General features: G+C 67.6%; 13 protein-coding genes. 9 read left to right on the top strand and 4 right to left on the bottom strand.

Annotated elements, in window-relative coordinates; all coding sequences use genetic code 11:
• Positions 1-519 carry a CGNR zinc finger domain-containing protein gene (locus ACFYO1_RS07105; protein WP_387227982.1) on the bottom strand — a complete coding sequence of 173 codons (519 nt, stop codon included), beginning with the start codon at positions 517-519 and terminating at the stop codon, positions 1-3.
• Between the two features lie 154 nt (positions 520-673).
• Between ACFYO1_RS07105 and ACFYO1_RS07110 the strand changes: the two genes are divergently transcribed.
• Genes ACFYO1_RS07110 through ACFYO1_RS07120 form a run of 3 tightly spaced genes read left to right on the top strand, consistent with a single transcriptional unit; the run spans position 674 to position 2,543 of the window.
• The gene (locus ACFYO1_RS07110) at positions 674-1,135 is read left to right on the top strand and encodes a VOC family protein (RefSeq protein ID WP_387227984.1); all 462 of its coding nucleotides are present in this window, start codon (positions 674-676) and stop codon (positions 1,133-1,135) included.
• 46 nt (positions 1,136-1,181) lie between these two features.
• Positions 1,182-2,069, top strand: coding sequence for a pyridoxamine 5'-phosphate oxidase family protein (locus ACFYO1_RS07115; protein ID WP_387227986.1), 888 nt, complete (start codon positions 1,182-1,184; stop codon positions 2,067-2,069).
• A gap of 24 nt (positions 2,070-2,093) precedes the next feature.
• Positions 2,094-2,543, top strand: coding sequence for a nuclear transport factor 2 family protein (locus tag ACFYO1_RS07120; protein ID WP_387227988.1), 450 nt, complete (start codon positions 2,094-2,096; stop codon positions 2,541-2,543).
• Positions 2,544-2,872: 329 nt separating this feature from the next.
• Here the strand turns inward: ACFYO1_RS07120 and ACFYO1_RS07125 are convergent, their stop codons facing one another.
• Positions 2,873-4,282, bottom strand: a complete 1,410-nt coding sequence (locus ACFYO1_RS07125) for an MFS transporter (protein WP_387227990.1) — start codon at positions 4,280-4,282, stop codon at positions 2,873-2,875.
• A gap of 98 nt (positions 4,283-4,380) precedes the next feature.
• Between ACFYO1_RS07125 and ACFYO1_RS07130 the strand changes: the two genes are divergently transcribed.
• From ACFYO1_RS07130 to recX, 3 genes are all read left to right on the top strand, one after another.
• Positions 4,381-5,427 (top strand): Lrp/AsnC family transcriptional regulator, encoded by a 1,047-nt coding sequence (locus tag ACFYO1_RS07130; protein ID WP_387227992.1) that lies wholly within the window; start codon positions 4,381-4,383, stop codon positions 5,425-5,427.
• Between the two features lie 249 nt (positions 5,428-5,676).
• On the top strand, positions 5,677-6,720 hold the full coding sequence (gene recA, locus ACFYO1_RS07135; protein ID WP_378725856.1) for a recombinase RecA: 1,044 nt from the start codon (positions 5,677-5,679) through the stop codon (positions 6,718-6,720).
• Between the two features lie 343 nt (positions 6,721-7,063).
• On the top strand, positions 7,064-7,612 hold the full coding sequence (recX, locus tag ACFYO1_RS07140) for a recombination regulator RecX (protein ID WP_387227995.1): 549 nt from the start codon (positions 7,064-7,066) through the stop codon (positions 7,610-7,612).
• A gap of 1,060 nt (positions 7,613-8,672) precedes the next feature.
• Here the strand turns inward: recX and ACFYO1_RS07145 are convergent.
• Positions 8,673-8,993: a hypothetical protein gene (locus ACFYO1_RS07145; RefSeq protein WP_387227997.1), complete on the bottom strand. Its 321-nt coding sequence runs from the start codon at positions 8,991-8,993 to the stop codon at positions 8,673-8,675.
• Positions 8,994-9,344: 351 nt separating this feature from the next.
• Between ACFYO1_RS07145 and ACFYO1_RS07150 the strand changes: the two genes are divergently transcribed.
• The 3 genes from ACFYO1_RS07150 to ACFYO1_RS07160 are packed head-to-tail and all read left to right on the top strand — an operon-like array spanning position 9,345 to position 10,900.
• Positions 9,345-9,566, top strand: a complete 222-nt coding sequence (locus ACFYO1_RS07150) for a hypothetical protein (RefSeq protein WP_135232271.1) — start codon at positions 9,345-9,347, stop codon at positions 9,564-9,566.
• Positions 9,567-9,597: 31 nt separating this feature from the next.
• A complete protein-coding gene (locus ACFYO1_RS07155) occupies positions 9,598-10,065 on the top strand; it encodes a DUF6879 family protein (RefSeq protein ID WP_387227999.1) in 468 nt (155 codons plus the stop codon).
• Positions 10,046-10,900 (top strand): helix-turn-helix domain-containing protein, encoded by an 855-nt coding sequence (locus ACFYO1_RS07160; protein WP_387228001.1) that lies wholly within the window; start codon positions 10,046-10,048, stop codon positions 10,898-10,900. The genes ACFYO1_RS07155 and ACFYO1_RS07160 overlap by 20 nt, the downstream gene beginning before the upstream one ends.
• 12 nt (positions 10,901-10,912) lie before the next feature.
• Here ACFYO1_RS07160 and ACFYO1_RS07165 read toward each other — a convergent pair whose 3' ends face one another.
• On the bottom strand, positions 10,913-13,018 hold the full coding sequence (locus ACFYO1_RS07165; RefSeq protein ID WP_387228003.1) for a M20/M25/M40 family metallo-hydrolase: 2,106 nt from the start codon (positions 13,016-13,018) through the stop codon (positions 10,913-10,915).
• Positions 13,019-13,283: the final 265 nt, after the last annotated feature.

A 13,283-nucleotide genomic window follows, 5' to 3' on the forward strand; every position in this document is an offset into this window, starting at 1 on the left:
TCAAGGCTTCTTGGCGTAGTGCCGGGCTGCCTTGGTGCGGTTGCCGCAGGTGGCCATCGAATGCCAGCGGCGGGTGCCGTTTTTCGAGGTGTCGTAGAAGAACAGCACGCAGTCGGGGTGTGCGCACTGGCGGATGCGGTCCGGCGCTTCGGCCAGCAGGTGGAGCAGGTTGTCGGCCGCCAGCCAGGCGGGCAGCCAGGTGGTGTCGGGGACGTCGATGACGTTCTCGGGGCCGGCGCCGGTGAGGGTGCGCCGGATTCGTCCGTGCTCCAGCACCTCGTTCAAGGCTCTGTGTGCAGAGCTCTGCACCACGTCGTAGATGGCCGTGCGCGCGGTCAGGACCGCGGCGAGGGTTGCCTCGTCGGCGGTCGCGCGGTCGGCCAGCCCCGCCGAGGCCAGCCAGATGCCGAGACCGGTCACATCGGTGAGCAGGTCCTGTGGCTGTCCGTGCTGGTTCCACCGCGTGTCCAGCAGGTCGAGTGACAGCGGTTCGCCGAGGTGGGGGCGTGGATCGTGCATGACTGAGGGTATCCAGCTCCTTCTGGTGGTCGGGGCAACAGGCGTGGTTCTAACCTCTGTAAATCAGTTTACAGGTTGACGACGGCGTCCGGTGCTGGTTATCGTCTAACCAGTAAAACCGTTGAAGACGGTTTCACCTGTCGAGGAGGATCATATGACCACGGTCGCCGCACCCCAGCTCGCCACCGGGCACATTGGCCTGAACGTCTCCGACCTGGAGCGTTCGGTCGACTTCTACCGTCGCGCACTGGGTTTCGAGCAGCTCGGCGCGAGTGCCGACGGCGAGCGGAAATGGGCGTTCCTCGGCGCGGGCGGACGGCTTTCGTTGACGCTGTGGCAGCAGAGCACGGGCGCGTTCTCCGTCGAAACGCCCGGCCTGCACCATCTTTCGTTCCAAGTCGACTCCATCGATCAGGTGCGCGCGGTCGAGGCGGTGCTGCGCGAGCACTCGGTGCGGATCCTGCATGACGGTGTCGTCGCGCACGGTGAGGGCGCCGCGTCCGGCGGCATCTTCTTCACCGACCCCGACGGCATCCGGCTCGAGGTCTACGCGCCGAGCGGCGCCGAGTCCGCGCCCGCGCCCAGCGGCGAGGCGCCGACCTGCGGATTTTTCTGAGCCGCAGCATCGTTGAACGGTTCATTCGCCCGACAGGAGTATTGCGATGCCGCCCTTCCATTCCGGTGAACTCGCCGTCCAGCAGCGGATGGGGCAGACGGAGATCGCCGACCGGGTCGGCCGGTCGATCCGCGCCGACATCCCGGCCGTCGCCGCGTCTTTCCTGGCCGAGCAGCCGATGCTGGTGATCGCCGCCGCCGACGACGCCGGCCGGCTGTGGGCCAGCGAACTGGTCGGGCCGCCGGGCTTCGTGCACGCCGTCGACGCGGACACCATCGCCGTCGACGCGCGCCCCACGGCGGGAGATCCGTTGCGAGAGGTGCTGACTCGTCCGGCCCGGGTCGGCATGATCGCGCTGCAACCGCAGCGCCGCAGGCGGATGCGGGTCAACGGCTCCGCGACGGCCGTGGGCGGCGGTCTGCGCATCGCCACCGAACAGGTCTACGCGAACTGCCCGAAGTACATCACCCGCAGGCACGTCGAGTCCTACCACCCGGAGGACGAGCCGCCGCTGCCGCTGCGCGGCACCGAACTCGACGCGCGACAGCAGGCGGCGATCACCGCGGCCGACGCGTTCTTCGTCGCCACCGCCGACGCCGAGGGCAATGCCGACGCCTCGCATCGCGGCGGCAATCCCGGCTTCCTGCAGGTGCTTTCGCCGACCCACCTGCGCTGGCCGGACTACCGAGGAAACTCGATGTTCATGACCCTTGGGAACATCGAGGTGAACCCGCGCTGCGGCATCCTCGTCCCGGACTGGACCACCGGCGGCACCCTTCAGCTCACCGGCACCGCCGAGTTGACCTGGGCGCCGGAAACTTTCACCACCGGTGCGCAATGCTCGATCGACTTCACCGTCACCGAGGTGGTCGAACGCGCCGGCGCGGGCCCACTGCGCTGGGGCCCGCCCGAACTGTCCCCCGTCAATCCCTGAATCAGCAGAGAAGAGGAGTCGTCCGTGCGACCTCCAGTGCCACCATTCGATCTCGAATCCGCCAAGGTGAAGGTGCTCGCCGCCGAAAACGCCTGGAACACACGCGATCCGGAGAAGGTCGCCGCCGCCTACACCGAGGACTCGGTGTGGCGTAACCGTGATGAGTTCTTCACCGGCCGCGCCGCCATCGTCGAATTCCTCACCCGCAAATGGGCTTCGGAGAACGGCTACGCCCTCCGCAAAGACCTCTGGGCCTTCGAGGGCAACCGCATCGCCGTGCGCTTCCAATACGAATGGCACGACGAATCCGGCCAATGGTGGCGCAGCTACGGCAACGAACAATGGGAATTCACCCCGAAAGGCCTGATGTCGCGCCGCGAAGCCAGCATCAACGACGTCCGCATCCCCGAATCCGCCCGCCGCATCCACGGCCCCCGCGAACCAGGCGACGACTCGCTCCTGCCCCAGCAGTAATCATTCCCCGCGCACACGACGACCGGCTCGAGGGCAAGCAGTCGATCATGCGCTACGAACGGGACATGACGGCGGCAAACCGCAAATAGAGCCGCCGTCATGTCCCGCCCCACTGACCACGATCTGTGCCGCTCCAGGCGGGTGCCACACCATAGTGAGCCGCTGTGCACCGGGGAGCCGGGCGGCGTACTGCGACAGACCTACCAGTCGGCCGCGCCCAGTGCCCAGTCGCGCATCAATTATCTTGGCGCGCACGATTTGCTGGCGGATATGTGTGCGTGGGGAGAATTGATGCGCGGCGTCGCCAGGGGCAGCCAGGGGCGTGCAGGTCAGGCTGCGGGGACTTTTTGCTCGGCGTTGTGCGGTGCTGTGGTGGGGCGGCGGTGGTGGAGTAGGGCGAAGGCGGTTGATCCGAAGACGATGCCGACGAGTGCGGCGACGGTGAAGGCGGCGTCGAGACCGGAGACGAAGTGCGGCAATGTCATCGGCTGGTCGGCGCCGGATACGCCGCGAAATACCGTGCCCAGCACCGCGACTCCGAGGGCGAGACCGAGCTGTCGTGCCGTATTCACCGCACCCGCCGCGGTGCCACCCTGCTGCGGCGGCACCGCGGCCATGCCGACCGACACGAGCGCGGGCGCGTTGATGCCGATGCCCGCGCCGATCACCACGAGTCCGGGAACCAGTGCGGTCCAGGATGATCCGGCATCGATCAGGGTCAGCAGCCCCGTGCCGAGGCCGACCACCACCAGCCCGGCGCCGATGGTCCACTTCGGTGCGACGTCGTGCGCCAGCCGGCCGAATACCCCGGCGACCACGAACGCCGTCGCGGCCATCGGCAGCAGGGCCAAACCGGCGTGCAGCGGCGTCATCCGCAACTGCTGCTGCAACCACAGCGAAACCAGGGGAGTGCAGGCGAACGCCGCGAACGTCTGCCCGCTCGCCCCGAGCAGCGTCGCGCCGAAGTCGCGATTGCGCAGCAGCGCCAGCGGGAACATCGGTGCGGTGCGGCGATTCTCGACGGCCGCGAAGATCACTGTCGCGGCGGCGCCCAGGACCAGCGCGGTCACCGCACGGCCATCCGACCAGCCCTGCTCGCCCCCACGGATGACGCCGTAGGTGAGCGCGGTGGCCGCGGTGGCGAAGGCGAGCATGCCGGGCACATCGACGGCCTTGTCCGCCCGCCGCACCGACGCCGGAAACACGCTGGCGGTCAACGCGATTGCCAGCACCGCGATCGGCAGGTTGACGAAGAAGATCCACCGCCAGGACAGTGCCTCGGTCAGTACGCCGCCGAGCACCACCCCGATGCCCGCCGCCGCACCGGACACCGCACCCCAGACGCCGAACGCGATGCCGCGGTCGCGTCCGGTGTAGGTCGAATGCAGCAGCGACAGCGTGGTCGCGAACATGGCCGCGCCGCCGATGCCCTGAAGTACCCGCGCCGCAATGAGATTCGATGAGGTGCCGGCCATCCCGCAACCGAGCGAGGCGAGCGCGAACAGGACCAGCCCGGCAAGGTAGGCGCGTTTCGCGCCGACCCGGTCGGCGAGCGAGCCGAGCACGAGCAGCAGCGCCGCCAAGGCCAGCGCGTACCCGTCCACCACCCATTGCAGGCTGGACAACCCGGCGTGCAGGTCGACCGCGATGTCGGGCAACGCGACGTTCACGATGGTGACGTCGATGAGCAGCATCAGCGTGCCGAGACACGCGGCGAACAGGGGGAGCCATTTCTTCACAGGTGCCTCCACGGCGGAATCGAACGATATCGACGCCAAGCGTGCGGCAATCGAATGTATCGCCCTAGCCGGACGGGCTGCTGCGTTAGATTCCTCCTATGTCGCGCGATGATCCTACGGAATCCTCCTTTCTGGACGTTCTGGACCGGCAGATCCTGCACGCGCTGGTGCAGGACGCCCGGGTTCCGTTCGCCAAGCTCGGCGCCGTCCTCGACGTCTCCGAGCAGACCGTCGCGCGGCGCTACCGTTCGCTGCGCCAGCGCGGCGTCATGCATGTCTCCGGTCAGGTGAACGCGGTCCCGCTCGGGCACGCGCGCTGGATTCTGCGGATCAAATCGACCCCGGACAAGGCGCTGCGGTTGGCCGAATCATTGGCCAGGTTCCCGGATTTGAGCTGGGTCACGCTGCTGTCCACCGGCTCCGAGGTGACCTGCGTCAGCCGGCCGCGCTCGCTCGAACGCCGCGACGCGCTGCTGCTGCACACCTTGCCGCGAGCCAGTCAGGTGCGCGAGGTGACCGCGCACGAGGTGATGCACCGCTTCGAAGCCGACGAGGACTGGCCGCGCTTCAGCCACCTCTTCACCGAGGAGCAACTGCGCGAACTGGGCCCGGCGCGTTCGGGTTGCGCGTTGGATCGCCGCTCCCGGCTGGAGCCCGCCGGACCGGAGGCGCCGATGGATCTGACCCCCGAGGACGAGGCGATGCTGGTGCTGCTCGGCCGTGACGGCCGCGCGCCGTACGCGCAGATCGCCGCGGAAACCGGTTGGACCCCACCGCGAGTCGCGCGCCGGATGGCCGAGCTGACCCAGTCCGGCGTGCTGTATTTCGACCTCGACTTCGCGGTCGAACGCATGGGATACAGCGTTCGCGGGGCGCTGTGGCTGCGGGTCCGCCCGGCCGATCTGGACGCGGTGGGCCGGGCGATGGCGACGCACCCCGAGATCGTGTTCGTCGCCGCGACCACCGGTCCGACCAACCTGATGGCGTCGGTGCTCTGCCGCGACACGCCCCACCTCTATCGCTACATCACCGAACGTCTCGGCGCCCTGGACGGCATCACCGATTTCGAGGTGACCCCCTCGTTGCGCGTGCTCAAGCAGGCGCAGACGCTGCTCGACAGCGACCGGGTAGCGCCCGTGCACTGACCCGGGCCGCTCCCTGATTTCGTCCGTACCCGGGTAACGCGCCGGGCACCGGCTAACCTGACTCGCGACCCACCGCCGGCCGTCGGCACCACCCGAGTCCGGCCCGCTGCCCGAATCGCTGGTTCCCGGGCGCGTCGCTTGACTCGAACATTTGTTCGTCTAATCTTGCCGTCAGAACTTGTCGGTGCCGCCCTCTAATGTTGGCGCCAACCACAGAAGAGACTTACCCGTCGAAAAGGGGATCAGGACATGGCACCACAGGCGTACGACCGCGACAAGGCTCTCGAACTCGCACTTGCTCAGGTCGAGAAGAACTTCGGCAAGGGCGCGGTCATGCGTCTCGGTGATGAGGTACGTCAGCCCCTCGCGGTGATCCCGACCGGTTCCATCTCGCTGGATGTCGCGCTCGGCATCGGCGGCCTGCCGCGCGGCCGCATCGTCGAGGTCTACGGCCCGGAATCCTCGGGTAAGACCACGGTCGCGCTGCACGCGGTGGCCAACGCCCAGGCCGCCGGCGGCGTCGCCGCGTTCATCGACGCCGAGCACGCCCTCGACCCGGATTACGCCAAGAAGCTGGGCGTCGACACCGACGCGCTGCTCGTCTCGCAGCCGGATACCGGTGAGCAGGCGCTCGAAATCGCCGACATGCTGGTGCGTTCCGGCGCCATCGACATCATCGTCATCGACTCGGTGGCCGCGCTGGTGCCGCGTGCCGAGATCGAGGGCGAGATGGGTGACAGCCATGTCGGCCTGCAGGCTCGCCTGATGAGCCAGGCGCTGCGCAAGATGACCGGTGCGTTGAGCAACTCCAACACCACCGCCATCTTCATCAACCAGCTGCGCGAGAAGATCGGCGTGATGTTCGGTTCCCCCGAAACCACCACGGGCGGTAAGGCGTTGAAGTTCTACGCCTCGGTCCGCCTCGACGTGCGCCGCATCGAAACGCTCAAGGACGGCACCGACGCGGTCGGCAACCGTACCCGGGTGAAGGTGGTGAAGAACAAGGTCAGCCCGCCGTTCAAGCAGGCCGAGTTCGACATCCTCTACGGCCAGGGCATCTCCAAGGAGGGCTCGCTCATCGACATGGGTGTCGAGCACGGCTTCGTGCGCAAGTCCGGCTCCTGGTACACCTACGAGGGCGACCAGCTCGGCCAGGGCAAGGAGAACGCCCGCAAGTTCCTGCTGGAGAACACCGACATTCGCGACGAGATCGAGAAGAAGATCAAGGAGAAGCTCGGCATCGGCGCCGACGTGACCGCGGACGCGGGCACCGAGGTACCCGCCGATTTCTGATCCGATGAACGGCCGACGCTCGCCCCAGCCGCGCCGGACCGCGCCCGATGAGTCGCGGTCCGAGCCGGTGCAGGAGATGCGCCGTCGGCTTCATGAACTCCTGTCCGCCTCTGGTGCCTCCACCGATCCACTCGGATCTTGGCCCGGCGAACAGGACCCCGGACGAGTCCGGTCGGCCGAAGGTGGTTCGGCCGAATCGGACACGTTGGGAACTCGGTCGAGCGCGTCCGATCCGCAGCGGGCGCGTTCGACTGGGTCCGGCCGCGGACGACGAAAGTCGTCCCGGCGCAGAGACTCCCAGTCGGCTGATTCCGAACATGCCGAAGGCCGATGGGCGGATCCGGTGGCGGCCGGATCCGAGCGGGGTAGCCGCTCCACGGAGCTCACCCCGCCAGGCGGGACGGTCGAGCAGGCGAAGGAGGCATGTCTTCGCCTGCTCGCCGTCCGCGCCCGCAGCCGGGCCGAACTCGCTCAGCGCTTGGCGACCAAGGGCTACAGCACCGAGATCACCGACCGCGCTCTCGACCGGCTCACCGAGGTCGGCCTGATCAACGACGCCGCCTTCGCCGAGGAATGGGTACACGCTCGGCACACCTTCTCCGGCAAGGGAAAACAGGCGCTCGCCCAGGAACTACGCCGCAAGGGCGTGGCCCAATCCGACGCCGACGCCGCCCTCGACGCCATCAGCTCCGACGACGAGGAATCCCGCGCCCGCGAACTCGTCCGCCGCAAACTCCGCAGCATCCCGTCCGGACTCGACCGCGAGAAGACGATCCGCCGGCTGGTCGGCATGCTCGCCCGCCGCGGATACAGCCAATCGACGGCCTTCACCGTGGTCAAAACCGAACTGGCCCAAGCCGAGTTCGACACGTCGGATCTGGAACAGGACTGAGCAAGTTCTCTGCCATCCCGCAAGCCGATACCTATTTCGTCGTGATGACCACCCTCATCACCGTCTTGGGCATTTTCCCTGATCAACGTATTCCGCGGTACCGCATCGCCCCTCGATCGAATCCCGGCAATCTTGGTGACATCACCTGGATTGTCGCCGCGATCGCAGTGACCAGGCGGTACCACCACAGAAGCAACCCATAGCGACCCGCAGCTCGCATTCTGAGAGCTGTGCTGCACGCATTGCCCGGAGCCGCCGGCGCTGGAGCTCCGGCCGCGTTCGAGAGCAGACCCGCCCGATCGGCTCCGGGTGACGTCAGGTTCTCGATCCGAGCCAGATTTGGCCGGCTTGGTGTTGATCGCGGTCCTGGACGCGGTCCTGGCCGACTCGATGGCCGCCTACGGCGACATTCTGGATTCGGAGCTGGCTGATCGGCTGTTGTGGCTGGTCGAGAAATTGGAGCAACTGGGCCGGTTGGTGAGCACGGTGTACACCCGCGCCGAGGAGTCCGCGGCCGGCGTGTTCGAAGCGTTCGCCCACGTAGATGTCGAAGTGATCGCACGGGTAGTTCTGCAAGTGCACATGTGCCAGGCCTCGCGCATGGCCTTCGCCGGTGCGGCCCCGTCGTTGTCGCAGACACACAGCAGCGTCGGAGTGCGGAAGCGAGCCAGCGCACGACCGGGCCGATCCAGCGGAAGGCGCAGCACCTGCCGTGCGGCCAGGGCATTGGCGGATCGAATTCACCGTCCGGGCCGCGCAATACGCCCCACATGGTGTCGCGACCGACACCGCTCACGGATTCTTGCCCACCGTCGGTCTCGGTCAGTTCGATGTTTGTCGACACCTGAGCCCGCACCGAGGGCAACCGCTTCAACAACGCGCTGGTGCGCCGCGAGAGCCGGGCCCCGGGGGCAGGAGTGCCGAAGCGCCGGCGAGGGCTTCGGGTGCGGCGAGCGTTCTTGGACGCCGGTCAAGGAAAGGCATGTCGCGGGTCTGGGTGGGGCGGCGACGTCGGTTTCGCCGGGTCGCGACCCGAACGTCGTGACCAGCCCGCTTGACGTCAGTCCAGGCGTTCGAGCCCGTCCGGGTGCTGGTCGCCGCCGGTTTCGTCGAGGGGTCTTGCCCTTTCCGCGGTGCCGGGTGCGGGCCACCGGTCTACCGGCAGAACCCAGCGCGCGTAGGTGTTCTCCGGATTCACTGTGATCACGTCGCACACGCGCACCACCCGATCCAACTCGTCCCCGAGATGCGCGAGATTCGGCATGACGACGGCATCCGCGGTCACCCGCTCGATCGCGTTCAGCAGCTGCTGCACCGGCTGCTCGGTCTGTGCGCCGAACACCACGATCTTGGCCAGCTCATATCCGAGTCTCTTTGCCACACTGCGAATCTGCGTCTCGTCCCAGACCTGCGACACCCCCGACACATCGCGGCGCAGGTACCCGATCGCCGTAGGCCGTCCCCACATCCCCAGTTGCCCTCTCCTCGGTTCCTGTCTCACGTGCAACCTCCGAGGTTAGAAGTGGCCGGTGCCGGATGGACAGCATGTTGCGAAAAGTTGCGACATTAGCCACGGCAGGTTCCTGGCTGGAACCTGCCCGGATTTCCCTGCACCACACGCTTATTCGATCAATTGACCAGCAAACCGGCGCTTGACCGGCGGTCCGGCGCAGCGTGACAATCGACGGGCTCGGGGCAACAGTTCGCAACATCCCAGGACAAGGGGTCAACGATGCGTCTGACTTTTATCGGCGAAGATCCGGGCTCGAATCCGAACGGTTCGCCCACGGTGTACCGCACCGACCGAGATTCGTGGATCGTCCAGGGATGGGTAGTCACCGACCCCGAGGCTCTTGCCCACATGAATATTCCGCAAGGCGAAACCTGCGTGGAGATCCCGGACCGAATGATTCAGTTCTTCAGGAAGGGAGACCGTGGCATCGATAGCCTATGAAGAGTTCGAGCGATTACTGGGCGAGTTCGTAGTGGAGTCAGTGCATCTGGAGACTCGGGACACCTACAGCACGGCGGCCGAGCTGCCGCATATCGCGCAGTGGACCGCCGGTGAACCCGACGACCTGGCGTGGTTACAAGGCTGGTGCGCAACGGTTCGCGACCACGTCGCGGCGGGCCGCTCGGTGCGCCGGGCCAGGGTCGTGTCCGAACCGCTGAGCGACTATCAGCGCTGGTCGCACAGCATCGCCGCACCTATGGTCGAGGCTGGCGAGGATATTCGCTGGGTGCCCCGGCGCCGGACGTCCTCGGTCGCCATGCCGGGCAACGACTTCTACCTGCTCGACAACCGGCTCGTGATCTTCCTACACTACGCGGGCAGCGGCGTGGCCACCGACCAGGTCACCTCCGTCGATCCGCACGATATTCAGCTGTGCCGCAACGCCTTCGAGGCCGTGTGGCGGCTGTCCATCCCGCACCGTGACTACCGGCCCAGCTAGTTCCGCGCAGGAGGCCCGGCGGGCCCTGGGCAACCGGCTGCGGGATATCCGCAAAGCCGCCGGCATCACCATCCGTCAGCTCGGCGCGGAGACCGGCCAGCATTTCACTCGAGTGTCCAAGATCGAGAACGGCGTGCAGTTCCCGACCGATCGCGATATCAGCGCCTGGTGCCGGGTCTGTGCCGCCGTCGATCAGGAACTCGATCTGGTGGCGACCCTGCGCGCGGTCGACTCGGCCTATCTCGAATACCGGCGGCAGAGCCGGGCGGGCATGAAGCGCGTGCTCGGCGCGCACACACCCGAGCGGTACCAGGCGACGAAGGTGTTCCGCATCTACGAGCACAACGTCATCCCCGGCCTTTTCCAGACGGCCGAGTACACGGCGGCCATGCTGTCGTTCTGGATCCGCTTTCTCGAAACGCCCAACGATCTCGAGGAAGCCGTCGCCGTCCGCATGGATCGGCAGCGTGTGCTGCACCGTGGCGGCAAGCGGTTCGTCGCCGTGCTCGAGGAGCAGGCGCTGCGCACCTGGTTCGGCACGGCGGAAGTGCAAGCGGGACAACTGGGCCGGCTGCTGGAGTTGATGTCGATGCCGAACATCTCGCTCGGCATCATTCCGCTCATGACCGAACGTGAGGCGGTCGGTTCCACCGGATTCTGGATCTTCGACGACGCGATGGTCGCGCTCGAGACACCGACCGCGGGTATCCAGGTCACCCAGCCGGCCGAGTGCGCGCTGTATGCCCGCATGTTCGAGGTGCTCAAGGGTGCGGCCGTATACGGCAGGGAGGCAAGGGGTTTGATCTTGCAGGTGCTGAGCGAGCTGGACGAATAGGGGCCCGAAATCTCACAGCCCCGGAATGGAGACGAAGACCGCGCCCGCGCTGTCCTGCCGGAAGTAGATGTCGCCCGGGGGATTTCGATAGGACTCGATGCCGGAATCGGGGAGCCAGGTGTAGTCGACCAGTTGTAGCGACAGGGGTCCGGCCGGCGCGACCAGTTGCACGTCGACGCCGTCGGGTGCGGGGGCGTAGAACTGGAAGCCCGTTTTCGGCACCGGGGTCAGGTCGCGACCGGCCACCCGCAGGGCGGTCGGTGCCGCCTCGTAGCGCAGGGCGATGCTCGTGGCGGCGCGCGTGGTGCGAAGGCGCAGACGTAGCGTGCGCTGTCCGGATTCGGTTGTGTCCGAGAGTATTTCGGCAGTCGGCGGCGAGAGTTTCGCGACGTCCGCGGGACCGCTGGCGACGGTGGTCGGCCAGAGCTGAGCGAACGGCCGGCTCGGTGCGCCCTCGCTGACGAAGTTGCGGGTCCACCGATCGGGGGAGTTCCGCGACAGCCACCGGGCCTCGTTGTGGTCCGCGTCGAGTGCGTACACGAGCTGAGCGGTCAGCGGATGCTGGTCGTCGAAACGATCTACCGCCAGGCCCGCGGCGGCCAATACGACGGCGACGACGAATGCGGTCGACGGAATCGCCCAGCCGCGCCGATCCGGCCACGCCTGGGGCAGAGTCAGCAGCAAGAGCCCGCCGAGCAGCACCACCGCGGGCGCGACCAGGAACGGGGCGGTGGTGATGCCGGTCTGCAACGCGGGCCAGGTTGCGCTGCCGAGGAATACCGCCGCCGGTAGCAGGAAGACGGTCAGCACCGGCAGGCGCCATCGCTCGGGCACCACGAAGGTGGCGGCCACCCCGGCCATCGCGCCCGCGGTGGGCACGACCAGCACGTGCGCGGTGGCGGGCGCGACGATCGCGAGGACCCCGCCCGATACCGCCAGGCAGCACAGCAGCCCGACCATGGTGGCCGCGGCGCCGAACAGCCGTCGGGCGATCGCGTACCAAGCCAGGAGAACCGCGGCGGACAGCACGAGGATCGACACGTAGTAGAACTCGGGTCGATAGGGATCGACGAACAGCGGCCGATATTCCGGCCGGATCATCTTCACCACTTCCCACAGCCCGTACACCGCGCCTGTTGCCAGCGGCGCGGCGACCAAAGCCGTTGCGGCGGCGCCGAATATCTTCCGCAGGCTGGTCTCTCCGGCCCGCCGGAGCCGCCGGACGAGCCACGCGACGGCGAGGACGGTGGCCGCCGCGAGCGCCATGATCACCCAGAACGGCAGCACCACCAGCAGACCGAACGGAAGCTGGAAGAACGACCGGTCGGCGTCGTCCTCGACCCGGAGGTCCTTACCGGCGAACTCCTTGACCAGCGCGAGACTGTTGTCGCCCATCTGCTGCACCGTCGCCAGATCCACGTGCGCCGGGTCGTCGAAGATGTTGTGGTAGTAGGCGCTACGGCCGGCGTAGGCCCAGTCGAGCACCCGCAGGCCGCCCGGCTCGAACGAGGCGAAGTCGGTATTGCTCCCGGTCTGTGCGCCCGCCAGCGTCGTGGTCAACGAGTCCGTGTTCGGATAGGGCGCGACCTTGCGGACCGCATCGACCAGCGCACCGTCGGGATGAGTGGTGCGCCACAACAGCACCGGCCCGCCCGCCCCGCGCGCCTCGTGGTTGACGACCACCCCGTTGCCCCGGCCGTACTTGCCCGACGCGACGAACGCCTCCGCCCCGAGCAGCCCCGTCTCCTCCGCATCGGTCAACAGCACCACCACGTCATTGCGCAGTGCGCTACCGCCGGCCCGCAGCGCCCGGACCGCCTCCAGCACGGCCGCCACCCCGACCCCGTCGTCGTTCGCGCCGGGACCCGAAGCGACGGAATCATAGTGCGCCGTCAGGAAAACCGTCCCCGTCGAGTCCGTCCCGGGTATCCGGGCAACGATGTTCGCCACCCGCGCCATCCCCACCACATCCCGCCGGAGCGACCCCGGATACCGCCCGACCCCCTCCTGAACCTCGGTATCGACCCCCAACCCCCGCAACTCACCGACCAGATGATCCCGAACCCGATCATGCTCGACCGTCCCCACCGGATGCGGCCGCTGCGCAATCTCCCGCACCACCTGAACCGCCCGCTCCGCACTGAAAACATCCCCCGCCGCCCCCACCCCCCGATACCCACGCGGCTGCTGCTCCCAAGCCGTCCCCACCCCCACAGCAAGCAGCACAAAAACCGCCAGCACCCCCAGAAACCCTCGCCCAACCCGCACCCCCGCGATGCTAGCCGCCCCCACCGACACCCACCCGCCCCCGATCTCCCCGTCCCGCGCTAGATCGCCTTCTCGCCACGAACAGCGGTGCGCTGGAGCGGATCGCCGCATCCAG

Origin of the sequence: Nocardia sp. NPDC006044 (assembly GCF_042871115.1) — a bacterium.
Classification (GTDB): domain Bacteria; phylum Actinomycetota; class Actinomycetes; order Mycobacteriales; family Mycobacteriaceae; genus Nocardia.

What these genes read in the sequence shown, in the direction of transcription:
- ACFYO1_RS07105 (WP_387227982.1), bottom strand. Translation starts at nt 519, where the DNA reads ATGCACGATCCACGCCCCCACCTCGGCGAACCGCTGTCACTCGACCTG.
- ACFYO1_RS07110 (WP_387227984.1), top strand. Translation starts at nt 674, where the DNA reads ATGACCACGGTCGCCGCACCCCAGCTCGCCACCGGGCACATTGGCCTG.
- ACFYO1_RS07115 (WP_387227986.1), top strand. Translation starts at nt 1,182, where the DNA reads ATGCCGCCCTTCCATTCCGGTGAACTCGCCGTCCAGCAGCGGATGGGG.
- ACFYO1_RS07130 (WP_387227992.1), top strand. Translation starts at nt 4,381, where the DNA reads ATGTCGCGCGATGATCCTACGGAATCCTCCTTTCTGGACGTTCTGGAC.
- recA (WP_378725856.1), top strand. Translation starts at nt 5,677, where the DNA reads ATGGCACCACAGGCGTACGACCGCGACAAGGCTCTCGAACTCGCACTT.
- ACFYO1_RS07150 (WP_135232271.1), top strand. Translation starts at nt 9,345, where the DNA reads ATGCGTCTGACTTTTATCGGCGAAGATCCGGGCTCGAATCCGAACGGT.